Source organism: Ruegeria sp. HKCCD7255 (genome assembly GCF_013031565.1).
Lineage (GTDB): Bacteria > Pseudomonadota > Alphaproteobacteria > Rhodobacterales > Rhodobacteraceae > Ruegeria.
Genome location: NZ_WQAG01000001.1, coordinates 139,512 through 156,000 on the forward strand (window position 1 = coordinate 139,512; position 16,489 = coordinate 156,000).

Here is a 16,489-nt window from a genome sequence, read left to right on the forward strand (position 1 = left end):
ACAGGAGCCTGAATTCATGGCCATCGACGCCCTTCTTTTTGACAAGGACGGTACCCTTTTTGACTTCGCCCAGACCTGGGGAGCATTTGGGCGCATGTCGCTGGATCTGCTGACAGCGGGTGATACCGAACAGGCAAGTCGGCTGGGGAAAGCCATCGGCTTTGACTATGCCCAGGATCGCTATGAACCTGATAGCGTCGTCATCGCAGGGACAGTGGACGAAGTCGCCGAGGCTTTGCATCCGCATTTAAACGGCATATCCGTATCCCAGATCGTTGATACTCTGAACGAAGCTGCGGCAGGAATTCACCAGTACCAGGCCGTACCACTGGCCCCATTCTTGCAATCTTTGCGCGGGTTGGGACTTAAGTTGGGGGTGGCTACTAACGACGCCGAAAGCTCGGCGCTGCAGCATCTGGCATCGGTGGGCGTTCAGGATCACTTCGACTTTGTCGCCGGTTACGACAGCGGGCATGGCTACAAGCCTGAACCGGGACAAATGCTGGCCTTTGCCAGACATGTGAATGTCGATCCATCGCGTGTCGCCATGGTCGGAGATAGCCGTCACGATCTTTTGGCCGGGCGGGCAGCGGGTATGGTAACGATCGGCGTGCTGACGGGCATGGCGCCAGCAGATCAGCTTGAACCGCTGGCGGATGTGGTTCTGCAAGATATCGGCCATATCCCGGCCTGGCTTGCGACCAAGTAAAGCAACCGACGCAAAATTGCCGGACCGGAATGGAAAAGCGACATAGGCTGTCGCAGACAGAACGGCCACAAGGTCTGAGTTCGGGGCTTGCTGAAACAGCAGCAAATCCCGGAGGGCAAGATGGCAAATCCCAGAACATCTCGGCGGCGCAGTGGTGGGCGCGCAGGTGCGGCGGCGCGGCGCGGCAGCGCAGTGATAGATCAGATGCCCTGGGATCCACCGATCAACACGGACGCGCCAACCGAACCTCTTGGCCCGGAAGGAATCGAGGCCATCCATGATGGCGCTATGCGGATTCTTGAAGAGATCGGGATCGAGTTCCTGAACGAAGAGGCTCTGGGTATTCTGCGCGAGGCCGGGTGCACTGTCGAAGGCAGCAATGTGCGGATGGGCCGGGACTTTGTGATGGAAATGGTCGGCAAGGCACCTTCCAGCTTTACCATCACGCCGCGTAACCCTGATCGCAAAATCACGATAGGCGGGCGCAACCTGTTGTTCGGGAATGTGTCCTCGCCACCCAACTATTGGGATATGGAGATCGGCAAGAAAGTGCCTGGCAACCGGCGCATGTGTCAGGATCTGTTGAAGCTGACACAGTATTTCAACTGTATCCACTTTGCTGGCGGTTACCCTGTCGAACCGGTCGACCTCCACGCCAGTATTCGCCATTTGGATGTGCTTTATGACAAGCTGACTCTGACCGACAAAACCATGCACGCCTATTCGCTGGGCAAGGAACGTGTCGAAGACGTGATGGAAATGGTCCGCATCGCTGGTGGTCTGAGCCACGAAGAGTTCGAGGCCACCCCCCGAATGTATACCAACATCAACTCGACCTCGCCTCTGAAACATGACCATCCAATGATTGACGGCTGTTTGCGTTTGGCACGGCGAGGTCAGGCGATCGTGGTCACGCCTTTTACGCTGGCAGGGGCCATGGCTCCGGTTACGATGGCCGGTGCTGTGGCTCAGTCTTTGGCCGAAGCGCTCTGCGCCATCGCTCTCTTCCAGTATGTCCGCCCCGGAACCCCTTGTGTGATCGGGACATTCACGTCGAATGTCGACATGAAAACCGGAGCGCCCGCATTCGGAACGCCGGAATACATGCGCTCGACTCAGATGACGGGCCAGATGGCTCGGTTCTACAATCTGCCTATGCGGTCTTCGGGTGTCTGCGCCGCAAATGTGCCCGACGGCCAGTCGATCTGGGAGACATCGAACTCGCTGTGGGCAGCGGTGCAGTCGGGAACCCACATTGTCTATCACGCGGCGGGTTGGCTTGAGGGCGGTCTGATCGCCAGCCCCGAGAAGTTCATTATGGACTGTGAGATATTGCAGCAGATTCAGCGGTATATGCAGCCCGAACTTGTGGCGACCGGACCTGATGAAATCGCGCTCGACGCGATCCGAGCGGTGGGAAATGATGGCCATTTCTTTGGCATTCAGCACACTCAGGATCGCTATACCACGGCCTTCTATCAACCGTTTCTAAGCGATTGGAAGAACTTTGAAGGGTGGGAGGCTGCTGGCGGTATTTGGACCGCCGAACGTGCGCACCACATGTTCAAAGAGATTGTCGGCAGCTTTGAAGCGCCACCGATGGAGGACGCCATCCGCGATGAGCTGGCTGACTTCGTTGCCCGCAGAAAAGCCGAAGGTGGAGCGCCGACAGACTTCTGATCGACTGAGGTATCAGGCGGATACTGCGCTAAATTCGCTTTATCAAACAGAGAATTTTCGCGGTTTATTAAGTTTTCTGAGCTCAGATTGCATAACGCGTCATTTCAAAGGCACATTATGCATGGTCTGATCATCAAAGCGATTCAGTCGTTTGTTTGCGCTAACTACGGGCGACAAACATGGGTGGATTCGACGACGGCTGCGGGGCTCGAATTTGCCGATTTCGAGGCGATGTTAACCTATGATGTCGAAATCTACCCTAGGGTCCTGGGCGCGCTGTGACGCAAACTTGATCGCCCGCGCTCGGATGTACTTGAGGATCTTGGAACCTACCTCGTTTCCCATCCTAATATGGAAGGTTTGCGCCGGTTGTTGCGCTTTGGCGGTGTGACCTATGTGGAATTCTTGCAATCTCTGGACGATTTGTCCGACAGGGTAAGGCTGGCCGTATCCGATTTGATTTTGCCTCAATTGGAGCTTCAGGAACTTTCACAATCGGATTTCCGCCTTCATTGCCATCCTGGGCTTGAAGGCTATCCCAGTGTGATGACTGGTGTCTTGCGCGCGATGGCCGACGACTATGGTTCGCTGGTTTTCCTGTCTCAGGAAGCTACACAAGGCCCGATTGAGGTGTTGAAGATCACATTGGTGGAAAGCGCGTTTGCGAAAGGACGGAATTTTGAGCTAGGAGCGCACAGTCATGATCGATAGAGCGGCATTGGCCCGTCTTATTGATACGTTGTGCCCGATGTATTTGTTGGTGGATCAGAATGGAAACACTCAAGAGGTCGGCCCGACATTGCAAAAGCTGCGTCCCGACATGCCAATGGTCGGTCGTGCATTTCTGGACCTTTTCAAGCTTGTTCGGCCAAGGGATGTGACCACAGTACCGTCGCTACTAGCCACTCCCGGCGCGCGTTTGCATCTGAAATTCCACGACGATCCGCAGACCGCGCTCAGAGGGCTGATAGCGCCTTTGCCAAACGACGCGGGGGCTGTCATCAATTTGTCTTTCGGGATCTCCATCCTCGACGCGGTGCGAGATTATTCCCTGACCAGCGCAGATTTTTCGGGCACGGATTTGGCGATCGAACTGCTGTATCTGGTCGAAGCCAAATCCGCTGCCATGGAAGCGTCGCGTTCGTTAAACCTGCGTCTGCAGGGCGCTATGCTGGCCGCGGAAGAACAGGCCTATTCGGATGCATTGACCGGCCTGAAAAACCGCCGTGCGATGGATCACATTTTGGGCCATTTGGTTTCGATGAAATCAACATTTGCCTTGATGCATCTGGATCTGGATTTCTTCAAATCGGTCAATGACAGGTTGGGCCACGCGGCGGGGGATTTCGTACTGCAACAGGCCGCGCGGATCATGTTGGAGGAAACGCGGGACGACGATTCTGTTTTCCGAATTGGCGGGGACGAATTTATTCTGGTTTTCAAGGGGTTGCAGGATCGCCGAAAGATTGAAACTATTGCAAATCGATTGATCGAGAGGTTATGTGAACCTCTGCAATTTCAAGGACATAGCTGTAAAATCTCTGCCAGCATCGGTATCGCGCTGTCCACACAGTTCGATGCCCCAGATCCGGCGGGGGTCGTCAATGCTGCCGACCTTGCACTGTACCAGGCCAAGCGTGCAGGGCGTGCCCAGCATATGTTCTATGGAAAACTCGCCGGGGCTCGATAGTAAGCCTGCCTTTTTCGCATCCGGGTGGGCGGCGCTTAGGCGACCAGTGCTTTGCCAAGCTGATCAGCAATGTGTCGCTGAATGACGGGCAACTCACCGACCACTGGCATCACCAGGCCGGAAAACCCGGCCTTTCCAAGCTCTTCGGGGACGTCTTCAAGCACATGGCCGCCTGTACATGCAAAGAACGGCAGGCAAACCGATTGCGAACCAACATCGGATGCAGCTTCGGCGATCGAAGGCGCTTCTTCTACAAACCCCGTGCGAATATCCGCAAACGGGACAAGGGCCGCAAGCTCGGACGCAAAGGCCAGGGTTACTTGGGATGGGTTCCGACTGCGGCCGGATCCATGCGCGGCTACGACCAGATTGGTCTGTCCCGCCTGCCAGAGTTTGTTTTGCAGTTCCGTACGCAACGCTTCGGCCACCAGCATGGGCAATTTCGGATCGACGCCCAGCGGGTCCAGAATACGCACAGAGCGGTCAGCAACGCGTTTGGGAAGGGCGCTTGTAACGAACCACCCCTTGGCCATGAACAGAGGATAGATGACTGTATCGGCGGGCAGGCTGTCCAGACAACGTTCTAGCGCCAGGGGCGCAGCCAGGGTTGCAGAGTGGACCTGCATATCAGGGCAAAGCGCATCGACCTTCGCGGCAAAACGCGCCAGAGCGGTTTCGGCTGGGTCTGGGTCAGACGGTTGACCATGGGCGACGATAACAGCGTGGGGCATTGGTGGCTCCGAGATGATCCTTTCGCTTAGATGTGATAAACTCGAGCGATGTCAAACTCTTTGCTACCCCAGCAGGGTAAGCCACATCCAGACGGTGAGGATCGAGCCCGCAGTTCCGATCAGAACTGACGAGGCCGCTACGCGTTTGGCACGCCCGTACATATTGGCAAAGACATAGGAATTCACGCCAGGCGCCATGGCGGCCGTTATGATGCCCGAGCGGAAGATATCTTGCGGCAGGTCCGATGCACTGCCGAACATCCAGACCAAGCTGGGGTGGATCAGTAGCGAGATGGCACAAACGAACAGGATCGTGCGCAAGTCTCCTTCGGGCCGGTATTTCACCAAGACACCGCCCAGGGCAAAGAGTGCCGCTGGCAGTGCCGCCAGGGTGATCATGCGCAAGGCGTCGTCCAGAACGCTGGGAATCACCATCCCCGAAAGGTTCACGGCAAATCCCAGTGCGATCCCCAGGATCAGTGCATTCTTGAACATGGCAGACAAGACCGACCGCACTGTCTGCATTCCGCCGCGCCCCCGGTTTCGGACGACCTCCATCACCGTGATGCCAAGTCCGTAACAAAAGGGGGAGTGAATGGCGATGATCGCGTAGTTTCCTGTCAGGTTTTCGGGGCCATATGCGCGTTCGGTGATCGGCAGACCCAACAGGACCGAGTTCGAGAAGAGGCAGCAGAACCCGATTGCAACGCTGTCTTCCCAATCGCGGCCAAAGATTATGCGCGCTCCGAAAAGACCTGCAGCAAAGCACAGACCGGCTGCACCATAAAAGCTGCCCAACAGACGCGGATCAAAGCTTGCGCTCAGGTCAAGGTTCGAGATGGCCAGGAACAACAGACAGGGAATCGCGAAGCCTTGGGTGAATTGCATCAACCCATCGACATGAATTTCTTTGAAATATCCAAAGCGCGTGGCGGCGTACCCGGCGCCGATCACGAAGAAGACGGGGAGGATGACGTCGATCAGGCTTTGCAGCATCTTCTCAGCATTCTTGATTTTGCTGCATGTCGCTGACCCTTAGAGATCTTGCAAGATAACCATACCATCATAGGCAGGTGTGATGTGATCCGGTGTTTCCGCAGCCACCGTGTCATAATCCAAATCGATATGCATATTGGTCAGAATCGCACGTTTGGGTGACAAGCGGTCGATCCAGCCGAGGGTTTTGTCCAGATGCGCATGGGTCGGGTGCGGGGTTCGGCGCAGGGCGTCGATGATAAGACAGTCCAACCCTTCAAGATCGGCCCAGGCCGCATCATAGATTTCCGAGACATCTGGCAAATACGCCAGGTTGCCCATGCGAAAGCCCAGCGAATCAATCGATCCGTGCTCAACGCGGAAGGGATGGAACGGGATTGGACCGCCGGGGCCGTCAATCTCGAACGGGCCATCAATTGTTTTCAGGTCAAGGATCGGCGGGTAGGGTGAGCCTTCGGGTTGCACGAACGCATATCCAAACCGGCCCAGCAGCGCGTTTTGTGTGTCACCGTCGGCCCACACCGGCACGCGGGACTTCATGTTGAACACGATCATGCGCAGATCGTCGATCCCGTTGGTGTGATCAGCGTGCGCGTGGGTGAACACTACGCCGTCCAATCGTCCGGTATCGGTATCCAGCAACTGGCTGCGCATATCGGGCGAGGTGTCGATCAGCACCGATGTGGTTCCATCGGGCCCGTCGCGTTCCACCAGCATCGAGCAGCGGCGTCGGGTGTTCTTGGGGTTGCCGGGATCGCATTCACCCCAATGCCCACCCAAACGGGGTACGCCACCCGAGGAACCGCAGCCTAGGATGGTACAGCGCAATCCTGTCATGCAGCGGCCTGAAAGGATGCGGCTTTCGTGAACAAGCGATCAAAATTTGCCTGAGTCTGCGCGGCGAAATCGGCATAGTTCATGCCGAATACCTCTGCCCCCTTGCGCGCGGTATGGGCGGTATAGGCAGGCTCATTACGTTTGCCCCGATGTGGGGGCGGTGCCAGATACGGCGCGTCGGTTTCCACCAGAATACGGTCGATCGGTGCGGCGGCGAAGATATCCCGCAGCTCCTGGCTTTTTGGGAATGCAGCGATGCCCGACATGGACAGGTAGAACCCAAGCTCCAAGGCGGCGCGGGCCAGTTCGGACGAAGATGAAAAGCAGTGCATGACGCAACCATAGGGCGCATTGCGGTACTCTTCGGTCAGAATCCGCGCCATGTCTTCATCTGCGGCACGGGCGTGGATGATCAAAGGCAGCCCGGTGCGTTGTGCGGCCTCGATATGAATGCGCAACGATTGCTTTTGCACATCGGCGCTTTCGGCGGTGTAGTGATAGTCCAGCCCGGTTTCGCCAATGCCTACGAATTTCGGATGCTGGGACATCGCGACCAGTTCTTCGACGGTTGCCATGGGCTCGTCCGCCGCGCTCATCGGGTGCGTGCCGGCGGCGTAGAAGACGGGGGCATACGCTTCGGCGATGGCGCGAATTGCGGGTTCGTTGCGCAATTTGGTGCAGATGGTGACCATGCGGGTCACGCCTGCATCAGCGGCGTTGGTGATAATCTGATCCAACTGCCCATCAAAATCCGGGAAATCCAGATGGCAATGGCTGTCAGTGATTTCCGGTGTGATGCTCATCTGCTTTGACCAGCGGTTTCCTGAATCTTGAACACCGTATCTAGGACCAGAGCGGCAGGGTCAAGGTTCACCGCCTGACCATGTCGCGCGCGGGCTGTGATCGTGGCGGCCACTTCAGCCCAGTGGCGCGCCTGTTGCGGAGTGGCCGAAAGGCGGGTCAGGATTTCCGCCTCGTTTTGGGCGGCTTCTGGCTGAGGTGGCAGGCCGCAGGCGCCAGTGATCGCAAGCCGAGACAGAGCGATGTCGATCAGGGTCAGCAGCAGTTCGAACCGTTCAGCCGCACCGCGCTGGGCAGCGGCTTCGGCCAGGGCCAAGGCGCGCTGGCGGTCCATCCGGGGCAGGGTGCCCAAAATGGTGATCAGCTCGGCATAAATCTCAAGCCCACCCAGATTGACCAGCCGCACCGCATCGCCAACCGAACCTGCAGCCAGGGCGGCCAGGTGATCCGTATTCTGGGGCAGCTCGGCCCCGGTCTGGGCCAGTGCCGCATTCATATCGTCTGGGCCCAGCGGGGACAGGCGCAAGCTGCGGCAGCGCGATCGGATCGTAGGCAGCAGCCGGGAGGGTTGGTGCGAGATCAACAGCAGCGTGGTGCGCGCCGGAGGCTCTTCGAGCATCTTCAGCAGCGCGTTTGCCGCGCTGACATTCATCTCATCGGCTGCATCCACGATCACAACACGCCGCCCGCCATCCGCCGAGGACAAGCCGAAGAATTTGCCCAGCTTGCGGATATCATCCACCACGATTTCGTTGCGCAAACGGCCCTGATCGTTCAGCGAGCGCGTGATTGCGGCCAGTCCCGGTTCCGCGCTGGCCAGAATGCGATGGGCAACGGGATGTTCGGGATCAATCTCAAGCGTCTCAGGCGGGGGCGGTGCCCCAAACAGCCCGCCGTCATCCACGGGGGGCGTGGCCAGCAAAAACCGCGCGATCCGCCAGGCGAGCGTCGCCTTACCCACGCCGCGCGGCCCGGTCAGCAGCCAGCCATGGTGCAGCCGGTCAGAGGTATAGGCCTCAAGAAACGCCCGCTCAGCTGCGTCCTGACCAAACAGGCGCATAGTCTCGCGCGGATGGGGCGCACCGGGCGCCTGATCTGGTGCAGGAGTGTCGTCGCTCATGTTTCGTCTATCGCAGGGATGTCCCAACGATATCTGTCACATCCTGAGCCACAGAGTCCACGTCCCGATTGCCGTCGATGACACGAAAGCGCTTGGGGAACTCTTTGGCCAGATCCAGAAACCCCGCACGCATACGGCGCTGCAGATCGGGGCCAAAGTCTTCAAATCGCTCTTCGACCCCCTGGCGCCCTTTGGCGCGCGACAGGCCGGTATCGGGGTCCATGTCGATCAAAAGTGTCATGTCAGGCTCTCGCCCGATCATCAGCGTGTGCAGTTGGTCAACGGCAGCTCGCAGATTGCCACGTGAAAGCCCCTGATACATCCGGGTGCTGTCGGCAAAGCGGTCGCATATCACGACCTTTCCTTCTGCCAGGGCGGGTTCGATGGTGCGTTCCAGATGATCGCGACGGGCGGCGGTGAACAGCAGCAATTCGGTCTCGGCCGACCAGCGATCAGGATCGCCCTGCAACACCAGGTTGCGGATTTCTTCGGCCCCGGGGGACCCACCAGGCTCGCGGGTCAGAACGACCTCATGGCCTGTATTTCGCAGGTGATCGGCCAACATACGGGCCTGGGTGGATTTACCCGAGCCGTCAATGCCTTCGAATGTCAGAAACAGTCCTTGCTGTGTCAAAGCGACCCCAGCGGGTTGTTCTTGACGACATCTTTCAAAACAATGCCGCCCACGGTCAGCATGCGTACCACAAATCCACCTTCGGCAACAGCATTGGCGGCCACCAATGGCCGGCGTATTTCTGGCAGACCTTCGGGTTTGATCACCAGTTCAGCAAGCTGCTGACCTTTCTGGATGGGTGCATTGACTGGCCCGTCATAGACGACTTCGGCCTGAATATCCTTATCTCCCAGGATTGGGAAAAGTACGGTCAGGTCTTCTTGCGGCACCAGACCCACCGTCTTCTCTGCCCCCATCCAAACCTTGGCTTGTGCTATCGGTCGGTCCGCGTCGGCAACTGTCCTCTCGACAAAATTGCGAAACGACCAGTTAACCACGGCCTCAGCCTCCTCTGCGCGGCGGGCGGTTGTGTCGAGGCCTGTGAGGACAAAGATGACCCGGCGGTCGCCCTGTTTCGCGGACCCGACGAGGCCGTATCCTGCCTCTTGGGTGTGGCCGGTCTTCAGCCCGTCTGCGCCGATACCCAATCTCAGCAGGGGGTTGCGGTTTCGCGAGTTTGAAGGCGCACGACCATCAAACTCGAACTCTTCTTCAGCGAAGAGGGGATAGTATTCCGGGAAATCCGAGATCAAGCGATCCGCAAGCACTGCCAGATCATGCACCGACATGCGATGCCCGGCTGATGGCCATCCGTTCGAGTTGGTGAAGTTGGAGCGTGTCATGCCCATCTGCTCGGCGCGCTGGGTCATGTATCTGGCAAACCCGGCTTCGGTCCCGTCAGGGCTCAGCGCTTCGGCAATGACAACGCAGGCATCATTTCCCGACAACACAATGATCCCGCGCAACAGGTCCTCGACGGTAACCCGATCCTGGGTGTTCAGGAACATGGTCGAGCCGCCATAACTCATGGCATGTTCGGACACTGGCAATGTCTCGTCCAAGGTCAGGCGGCCATCCCGAAGGGCTTCGAACGCGACGTAAAGCGTCATAAGCTTGGACATCGACGCAGGTGGCAAAGGCTCGTCGGCGTCTTTCGACAGAAGTACCGTCCCTGTTTTCTGGTCCATCACATAAGCTGCGCGCGCCTGTGTGTCGAAGGCGTGAGACGGCAGCGCCATCAGCGCCAGCCCCACCGCCAGGGATGTCGATCGCAGTACAGAAAGCATCATAGTCCTCCTGAATGTCAGTTTTTGGCCGTGAACGCGTCGGTAAAGCCCAGATCCTTAACGTCTGAAAGGATGGCTCTGCGCTCGGCCCGCGTTTTTGCCGGGCCAACCAAGACGCGCCAGATTGTGTTTTCGTCCGTCTTCAACTCCCGCACTTCGGCGGACATGCCGTTGCGGCGGATCTTTTCGGCGGCACTGTTGGCGTTGGACTGAACCGAGAAGGTGCCGACCTGCACATAAGGTTGCGACAAGTTCGAAACAGCAGCCGAGGTGCCAGCCGCTGCTGCCGCGGCTTCGGTCGCTGTGGGCTCGGCCGCGTCAATGGCTGCGGCAGCGCCAGCGATAGGATCCAGCGGTGTTTCGGTGATCTCCTGAGGATCTTTCTTCTGCCACCACTTGCGTTTTTTCGGAGCCTCGTCCGGCGCGGTGACAACCGGATCCGTCAAAGCGGCTGTTTCAACGGCCACGTCAGCTCCGGCTTCTGCTGCATCCGATGCCGCCGATGCACCTGCCTCGGCTGCTACGGCCGCTCCTGTTGCCGCTCCGGCAACAACTGCGCCGGTCGCGGTGTCTTCGGCAGGTTTTTTCTGCCACCACTTGCGTTTCTTCGGCTTTTCCTCGGCATCCTGCGCGGCGCTTTCAGTGTTTTCGGTATCCGAAGACTCCGTAGCTTCCGGCAGGCTTTCATCCTCTGAGTCCGAAGCGATTGCTGCCCCAGCGGCGGCCCCGGCAACAGCGGCTCCAGCCACCGCTCCACTCGCGTCGTCGGCAGGTTTCTTTTGCCACCATTTCCGTTTTGCGGGAGTTTCTGCGCCGTCGTCGGCAGAGGTATCGTCAACCGCTGTGTCGGTCTCGGCGCTTGCAAGTTCGGTCGTGTCCGCCTCGGGTTCCGCCGGGGGTGGCGTCGGCGTGATCGCTTCGCGTTTCAGCGCCACAACCTCGACCCGTGTTGGGGCACCTGCCAAAAGGCCCAGCTCTTCCGCTGCCGCAGACGAGACCTGCAGGGCCGGTCCGGGCAGGTTCCGCTCGCGCCGGAAAAGAGCCCCGGTGACCGATTTGTTGTTGGTGGTGTTCACAATCCTGACGCGTTCGGGTTGCGCCACATCCGGGTGCGCGACCCAGATACCGCCCAGCGACGGACGACCGTCCCAAAGCCCGGCTTCGGTTATCTGGAATACCTCTGGTGCTTCAACGTCGCGCTGTTCGCCATTGGCAGCTTGCGGAAACAGCTCGACCGCGTCGTCATTTTCAACCGTTTCGCTTTCCGCTTCTTCTGGTGTTGCGATCGCAGGAATAAAACCTTCTTCGCATCCAGCCAGAACCAAAACTGCGGCCAATGCCAACAGCTGATGCGACCCAAAGCGTGTGCCAATCGCTCGCTTCATTGCATTTTCCCTTGCCTGACAAGGCCTTATGGCCGCGCCTCTCCGCGATTAAGCTGGTTCTTTTGCCAGTCTCTAGCGGTCCTCTGCTCGAATCATAACCTGCCCTTGGTCTTATGGAAAGACGCAGCTTGGACTTCGGCAAGATTTCCCGATTTATGTCTTGCCTCTGCCGCGCAGGGGCCTTAGACCCGAGCCCCAAGCGGGGAGGTGGCAGAGTGGTCGAATGCGGCGGTCTTGAAAACCGTTGAACGTGAGAGCGTTCCCAGGGTTCGAATCCCTGTCTCCCCGCCACCCACCCCTATCTCTGTCAGCAAATTCCTAATTTCCCTGTTTTGTCTCGTTTTTTCGGGCGCTTGAGCTATGCCATCTGCCAGAGAGACGACCGTAATACCGTGAGCTGGCCCGATTTAGGCGCAGTGTCTCTGGAGGCACCATCACGCGCTTCGGTTAGGGCCAAATTTCCCTGCTAACAGGGAATTAACATGGAAAATCTTCGGATTTGGGGCATTTTGGTGATTTTGCGCCCTGAATCTATTCTTATTATCAATGGGTTGCGGAAGATTTCCCTACGCAAAATAACAGGGAACATTTTTGCAGGTATCAGGGAAATTTTCCACGGGGAAAAGGGAACGACACGTCCAGATGAGGGATGTCACTGACCGCCTTCGAAGCCGTACAACCTGGCCTGGGCACCCCAGTCCAATGGCACTGGTTTTCGGATGATCCGTTCGAGGGTCAGGTTCGTCGGCTGGCGCCCCTCGAGGATTGCGCTCTGGATCGCGGGCGACAGGAACGCCAGCTGCGAACGGTTGCGAATGTCGGATTCTGCATGCCCCGTCGCCGCGGCGATCTCACCAAGGGGCCTGCCGTTGCGCATGTCGGCTGTCCAATCATTCGCAGAGGACAGAGCGCGAAGGAGCGTACGATCTGGTTGAGGCTCGCAGTCGCCGATGACGATCTTTCCTTCGACACCGCGCCGGCGTAGTTCGAAGGGAGCCTCGATCGTCCGAACCGCGCGGTCCATCTTATTGGGTTGCATTTCCAACGCCTCAGCTAGACCATCCGCATTCAGCCGCAAGACAATGCGTTTCTTTGTGATCTGCCCATCGTCCAAGATCTTCCGCAGATGCTCTGGCGCGCCCTCTGAGAGCCGGCTGGCGAGTCGTCGTGCTTTTGCTTTGATGGTATCGTTGCGCTGCAGATCGGGTTTTGCGCAAATCCGATGGTCATGGGCCATCTTGGCGATGTGCCCTGCAGTAGCGTCTGCAACAGCCTGCTCCAGTGCCGTCGCTGGCAATCGCCAGCCTCGCGGGTCCGTTCCGCCAGAGACCAGCCGGTTCGAGACGTAGTATCGGATCTGCCGTCCATGACGACGGGTGTGCGTCGGGGTTAGTCGATCTCCGTTTTCATCACGGAGTTTCCCTATGAGCGGTGCGATAGGCCTGGCACCGAGTTGCCGGGCAGCAGTCTTTCGACCCCGCGGCCGTGCACTGGCAGCCTCCAGCTTTTCTTGGACCCGCTCCCAAACGGCCTCGCTTACGATCGGCTCATGCTGCCCCTCCCAGACCTGCGCCTTATGACGGATCTTTCCGATGTAGATCGGGTTACGAAGAACCGCATAGATCTGGCCGCGTGAGAATAGATTGCCGCCCTGGATACGCCCGGATTTGAATCGGTGCCGCTTCGAGCGTAGGCCGATCTCACGTGCACGACGCATGACAGCACTCAGGCAGCCGAGCTCATCGTAGAGCGCGAAGATCGTGCGCACCGTTTTGTTCATAGATCTGAATTAGATGTAACCAGCCTCAAGGGTAGCTTCGCCAGCGGACTGTGAGCTCACCCAACCCAAGACATTGCTCTTGCAGCGGACGGCTGCAATTCGATCTGCGACCGCAGAATAAAGACCGACCATTGGATGTAAGAAGAGAGCTGTTCGCCAAACTTTGCAAAGCCCGCTTTCTGCGCATTGATGTCATTCGGGCATTGCGCAGCATCGGTCAAAGTGGGCTCTCACCGGCCCAATGCTTACGCGGCGATGCCGTTGCGGCAGGCTGACCGAGACCAGTCATCTGTGATTTTCGCCAACCACATGAATTTTCTATGACAAAACAGAGTATCGGACCTTAGACAGCATTGAGCCGACCTTTGTGTGGCTGGCGGCTAATCTTGAAGGTGATCCCAAAGCGGAACTGGAAGTTTTCAGTGTCAACTTGAAAGGAGTGTACTTAGATAGGCATCTCGAAGTTTAGTACTTCGGCGTCCAACAATTGAATTGGCGATACCCGAGCAACTTAAAGTCCAGACTCCGAAACCGGCGTATCGCTGATGAGCTCCAAGAAACTTGAGGCCAAGGTCCTCGCACAATTGAGTTCCAAGACCGTTCACTGAGATTGCCCCAATCTCACGGACAAAGATCTCCCTCTCGAGAAGCTCTTCCAACTCCGTAACAAAACCGGCAAGGAGCAAGCGGGTTGCATTCTCGTGACCACGCGCAACGTAAATCGCTGGACAATACGCGAAGTAACCCCTTGGTAGCAAAGGGCGCTTCAGAAGATCCGGCGTAAGCTCCGCTTCATCAAACAGAAGTTCATAAAAACTCTTTTCGGGATTGGATTTTGGAAAAATCAAACCAACGTGTCCAACGATTTTCGAACCGAGCATTACATAGGGCCCTGACAAAAGGCCCGATTTTTGTATGTCACGCCACACAGTATCAGCGGCCGAGAAGCCACCGGGTAAGCCATCTCCATCGTCCACCTCCATGCATGCCACAGCTTGTGTTACCGCCGATGAGGAGCCGCCGAATTCGTTGATCACTTCCTGGTTGTTTAACAAACGATAGGCAGAACCTGAATGTTGTGCTCGCCCGGCCTCCCAATCCTCTCGGCAAGCAATCACATCCTCCAAGCTCCAACCGAGCTTTTCTTGCAGCTGGTACTCAAGGTCACCACGGATATACGACAGCGAGCGCTCATATTTGCTAACGGCGTCGACACTTACGTTGAGCATCAAAGCCAATTCTTCTTGAGTCATACGGCCATGGCGACCGCTGCCGAGTCGATGGGAGCGTAGTTTCTGAGAAAATAGAGACGTACAATTTTTCATTTTGGTCTTTGGAACTGCTGGGTTCAACGACGCTAGCATGCCAAAATTCCACGCTTTACCCAAACTTCTTACGGGTTTCTTACAGGTCTTTACGATTGTGGTCCGTGGGTTTCAGCCGCGGGTTCGGGCAGCTTGTAAGTTGTCGAACTTTGATTTGGAGAAATACTATGCCCTACTGGACGATGCCCTTTGCGTCGCTTTTTGAAATGCTATGCTTTGCGGGACCGCGTGGTCGAAGAGGTCATGGACGACGAGCAAATGCGGCAAGAAAATAGAGTTCTGTGGAGGCCTATGATGGGATCGGGGCTCAGCAAAGCTGTTCAACTTGCAATGCCCCTAATAACCGCTTTGTCCGCGTCTTCGAGTTTATGACCCTTGCAGCGAACGTGCGGTTTCGGTTCAGGCCAATTCGACACCCGCGAACGACCGGTCTTAAGACATCGAAAGAAGTGGAGCGAAATACATGCCGCACCTGCGAGCACATGCTGCGTCAGCGAAGGTCAAGAATCCAAATTCGGCTTTGTCCGCGAGACAGCCCTTCGCAATCATTCCACTGAATGCCCACTACTCAACCAGAGATCGCTTCACATAACGCCCATTCAGTGATGTTCTCGGTTCGTTAAGATGTCGACAATCATCCAATGATTGCAAAACTTGCGATCAAACACGAATGCGAACCTTCGCGACAATGCGGAACTAGCCGCAATTGGTTGGGTGCAATGTAGGGATTTTTTCCGTTGGAAGCGCGGGCTGCCAGACAAGGTCGGTCGAGAGACACCAATCTGCCTCAAGTCAGCTTCGAAAGCTTATTGGAAAGTTTGATGTATATTTTTGGATGTCTCGATAAGCGCTTGTTGGATGGTTGCTCTTTGCCGTGCAAATCGCGTCGTTGGCACTGGAATTGATATCGCGTGCAGGTCTCCGACCCAGTCGACGAAAGAAAACCCGATTGCCGATACGCCGGCAGAATGCTCGTCCAAATCATAGGCAAGGCCCTGTTCGCGGACTGTATCAAGTTCGGAAAGGAACTCATCCAAGTTTCTTTGGATACCATTCCGTTCCCATTCGTTATTAATGAGCTTTGTTGCGTCTCCTTCATCGAGCTGAGCGAGACAAGCTTTCCCGTTTGCAGTGGTGGTCAGTGGAAAAACCTCGCCTACTTGCGAGACCGTAGTCAAACGGTAAACGCCCGGAACTTGATCCAGAAAAACCATACCAATCCCGCGCATCACAGCGAGGTCTGTGGTTTCCCCGGTTTTTTGGGTTAATTCCGTCAAAAGCAGCCGGCAGTGTTCGACGATGCTGTACTGCGCCGCGCCTGCGAGAGCGCTTAGTTCGGGGCCGAGCCTTAAGCCGCCCCCATTTGCATCTGCTATGACAAGTTTTTCTTCAGCAAGTGCGCTAGTGATTCTCTGTACCGTAGAGCGAGGCAGGTCAACACGCTCGGCGATCTTCCCCAAGCTCATTCCGGATTGGTTTTCTTTTAGAACACGCAAAATCGAGGCCGCTCTGGAAATGACCTGAATGCCACCTTTATCTGCTTTTTCAGACATTTATCTACCCCATTCTGTCTTGGCATCGTAGCTGCGGATGCCTGGCATTTTTACAGTGTTGTACCACAATGCGGTGCAAGTC

General features: G+C 57.0%; 14 protein-coding genes, 1 tRNA gene and 1 pseudogene. 5 read left to right on the forward strand and 11 right to left on the reverse strand.

What is annotated here, in order from left to right; genetic code table 11:
- Window positions 1-16 precede the first annotated feature (16 nt).
- The 4 genes and pseudogenes from GOX45_RS00705 to GOX45_RS00720 all read left to right on the forward strand — a co-directional run bounded on the left by GOX45_RS00705 (window position 17) and on the right by GOX45_RS00720 (window position 4,079).
- Window positions 17-709 (forward strand): HAD family hydrolase, encoded by a 693-nt coding sequence (locus GOX45_RS00705; RefSeq protein WP_171097002.1) that lies wholly within the window; start codon window positions 17-19, stop codon window positions 707-709.
- A gap of 120 nt (window positions 710-829) precedes the next feature.
- Window positions 830-2,389, forward strand: a complete 1,560-nt coding sequence (locus GOX45_RS00710) for a trimethylamine methyltransferase family protein (protein WP_171097003.1) — start codon at window positions 830-832, stop codon at window positions 2,387-2,389.
- Between the two features lie 117 nt (window positions 2,390-2,506).
- Window positions 2,507-3,100 (forward strand): annotated as a pseudogene (locus GOX45_RS00715) (heme NO-binding domain-containing protein).
- On the forward strand, window positions 3,090-4,079 hold the full coding sequence (locus GOX45_RS00720) for a GGDEF domain-containing protein (RefSeq protein WP_171097005.1): 990 nt from the start codon (window positions 3,090-3,092) through the stop codon (window positions 4,077-4,079). The pseudogene GOX45_RS00715 and the gene GOX45_RS00720 overlap by 11 nt, the downstream one beginning before the upstream one ends.
- Before the next feature lie 35 nt (window positions 4,080-4,114).
- On the opposite strand, the gene GOX45_RS00725 is transcribed toward GOX45_RS00720, so the two are convergent.
- From GOX45_RS00725 to GOX45_RS00760, 8 genes are all read right to left on the reverse strand, one after another.
- Entirely contained in the window at window positions 4,115-4,810 is a 696-nt protein-coding gene (locus GOX45_RS00725) for a CbiX/SirB N-terminal domain-containing protein (RefSeq protein ID WP_171097006.1), read from the reverse strand.
- A gap of 63 nt (window positions 4,811-4,873) precedes the next feature.
- Complete coding sequence (locus tag GOX45_RS00730; RefSeq protein WP_171097008.1) at window positions 4,874-5,806, reverse strand: AEC family transporter; 933 nt, start codon at window positions 5,804-5,806, stop codon at window positions 4,874-4,876.
- 39 nt (window positions 5,807-5,845) lie between these two features.
- Window positions 5,846-6,643: an MBL fold metallo-hydrolase gene (locus GOX45_RS00735; RefSeq protein WP_171097011.1), complete on the reverse strand. Its 798-nt coding sequence runs from the start codon at window positions 6,641-6,643 to the stop codon at window positions 5,846-5,848.
- Window positions 6,640-7,446, reverse strand: a complete 807-nt coding sequence (locus GOX45_RS00740; RefSeq protein ID WP_171097013.1) for a TatD family hydrolase — start codon at window positions 7,444-7,446, stop codon at window positions 6,640-6,642. Before GOX45_RS00740 ends, GOX45_RS00735 begins: the two co-directional genes overlap by 4 nt.
- Window positions 7,443-8,564, reverse strand: a complete 1,122-nt coding sequence (locus tag GOX45_RS00745) for a DNA polymerase III subunit delta' (RefSeq protein WP_171097015.1) — start codon at window positions 8,562-8,564, stop codon at window positions 7,443-7,445. The genes GOX45_RS00740 and GOX45_RS00745 overlap by 4 nt, the downstream gene beginning before the upstream one ends.
- 7 nt (window positions 8,565-8,571) lie before the next feature.
- Entirely contained in the window at window positions 8,572-9,198 is a 627-nt protein-coding gene (tmk, locus tag GOX45_RS00750) for a dTMP kinase (RefSeq protein WP_171097017.1), read from the reverse strand.
- Complete coding sequence (locus tag GOX45_RS00755; RefSeq protein ID WP_171097019.1) at window positions 9,195-10,364, reverse strand: D-alanyl-D-alanine carboxypeptidase family protein; 1,170 nt, start codon at window positions 10,362-10,364, stop codon at window positions 9,195-9,197. Before GOX45_RS00755 ends, tmk begins: the two co-directional genes overlap by 4 nt.
- A gap of 17 nt (window positions 10,365-10,381) precedes the next feature.
- Window positions 10,382-11,749: an SPOR domain-containing protein gene (locus GOX45_RS00760; protein WP_254445892.1), complete on the reverse strand. Its 1,368-nt coding sequence runs from the start codon at window positions 11,747-11,749 to the stop codon at window positions 10,382-10,384.
- Window positions 11,750-11,950: 201 nt separating this feature from the next.
- Between GOX45_RS00760 and GOX45_RS00765 the strand changes: the two genes are divergently transcribed.
- Window positions 11,951-12,040, forward strand: a tRNA-Ser gene (locus tag GOX45_RS00765).
- A gap of 361 nt (window positions 12,041-12,401) precedes the next feature.
- Here the strand turns inward: GOX45_RS00765 and GOX45_RS00770 are convergent.
- From GOX45_RS00770 to GOX45_RS00780, 3 genes are all read right to left on the reverse strand, one after another.
- On the reverse strand, window positions 12,402-13,529 hold the full coding sequence (locus tag GOX45_RS00770; RefSeq protein WP_171097022.1) for a recombinase family protein: 1,128 nt from the start codon (window positions 13,527-13,529) through the stop codon (window positions 12,402-12,404).
- Between the two features lie 425 nt (window positions 13,530-13,954).
- Window positions 13,955-14,782, reverse strand: a complete 828-nt coding sequence (locus GOX45_RS00775) for a helix-turn-helix transcriptional regulator (protein WP_171097024.1) — start codon at window positions 14,780-14,782, stop codon at window positions 13,955-13,957.
- A gap of 878 nt (window positions 14,783-15,660) precedes the next feature.
- The gene (locus tag GOX45_RS00780) at window positions 15,661-16,407 is read right to left on the reverse strand and encodes an IclR family transcriptional regulator (protein WP_171097026.1); all 747 of its coding nucleotides are present in this window, start codon (window positions 16,405-16,407) and stop codon (window positions 15,661-15,663) included.
- Window positions 16,408-16,489: the final 82 nt, after the last annotated feature.

Coding starts and splice junctions, on each gene's coding strand:
- GOX45_RS00705 (WP_171097002.1), top strand. CDS start 17: ATGGCCATCGACGCCCTTCTTTTTGACAAGGACGGTACCCTTTTTGAC.
- GOX45_RS00710 (WP_171097003.1), top strand. CDS start 830: ATGGCAAATCCCAGAACATCTCGGCGGCGCAGTGGTGGGCGCGCAGGT.
- GOX45_RS00720 (WP_171097005.1), top strand. CDS start 3,090: ATGATCGATAGAGCGGCATTGGCCCGTCTTATTGATACGTTGTGCCCG.
- GOX45_RS00725 (WP_171097006.1), bottom strand. CDS start 4,810: ATGCCCCACGCTGTTATCGTCGCCCATGGTCAACCGTCTGACCCAGAC.
- GOX45_RS00730 (WP_171097008.1), bottom strand. CDS start 5,806: ATGCTGCAAAGCCTGATCGACGTCATCCTCCCCGTCTTCTTCGTGATC.
- GOX45_RS00735 (WP_171097011.1), bottom strand. CDS start 6,643: ATGACAGGATTGCGCTGTACCATCCTAGGCTGCGGTTCCTCGGGTGGC.
- GOX45_RS00740 (WP_171097013.1), bottom strand. CDS start 7,446: ATGAGCATCACACCGGAAATCACTGACAGCCATTGCCATCTGGATTTC.
- GOX45_RS00745 (WP_171097015.1), bottom strand. CDS start 8,564: ATGAGCGACGACACTCCTGCACCAGATCAGGCGCCCGGTGCGCCCCAT.
- GOX45_RS00755 (WP_171097019.1), bottom strand. CDS start 10,364: ATGCTTTCTGTACTGCGATCGACATCCCTGGCGGTGGGGCTGGCGCTG.
- GOX45_RS00760 (WP_254445892.1), bottom strand. CDS start 11,749: ATGAAGCGAGCGATTGGCACACGCTTTGGGTCGCATCAGCTGTTGGCA.
- GOX45_RS00770 (WP_171097022.1), bottom strand. CDS start 13,529: ATGAACAAAACGGTGCGCACGATCTTCGCGCTCTACGATGAGCTCGGC.
- GOX45_RS00775 (WP_171097024.1), bottom strand. CDS start 14,782: ATGACTCAAGAAGAATTGGCTTTGATGCTCAACGTAAGTGTCGACGCC.
- GOX45_RS00780 (WP_171097026.1), bottom strand. CDS start 16,407: ATGTCTGAAAAAGCAGATAAAGGTGGCATTCAGGTCATTTCCAGAGCG.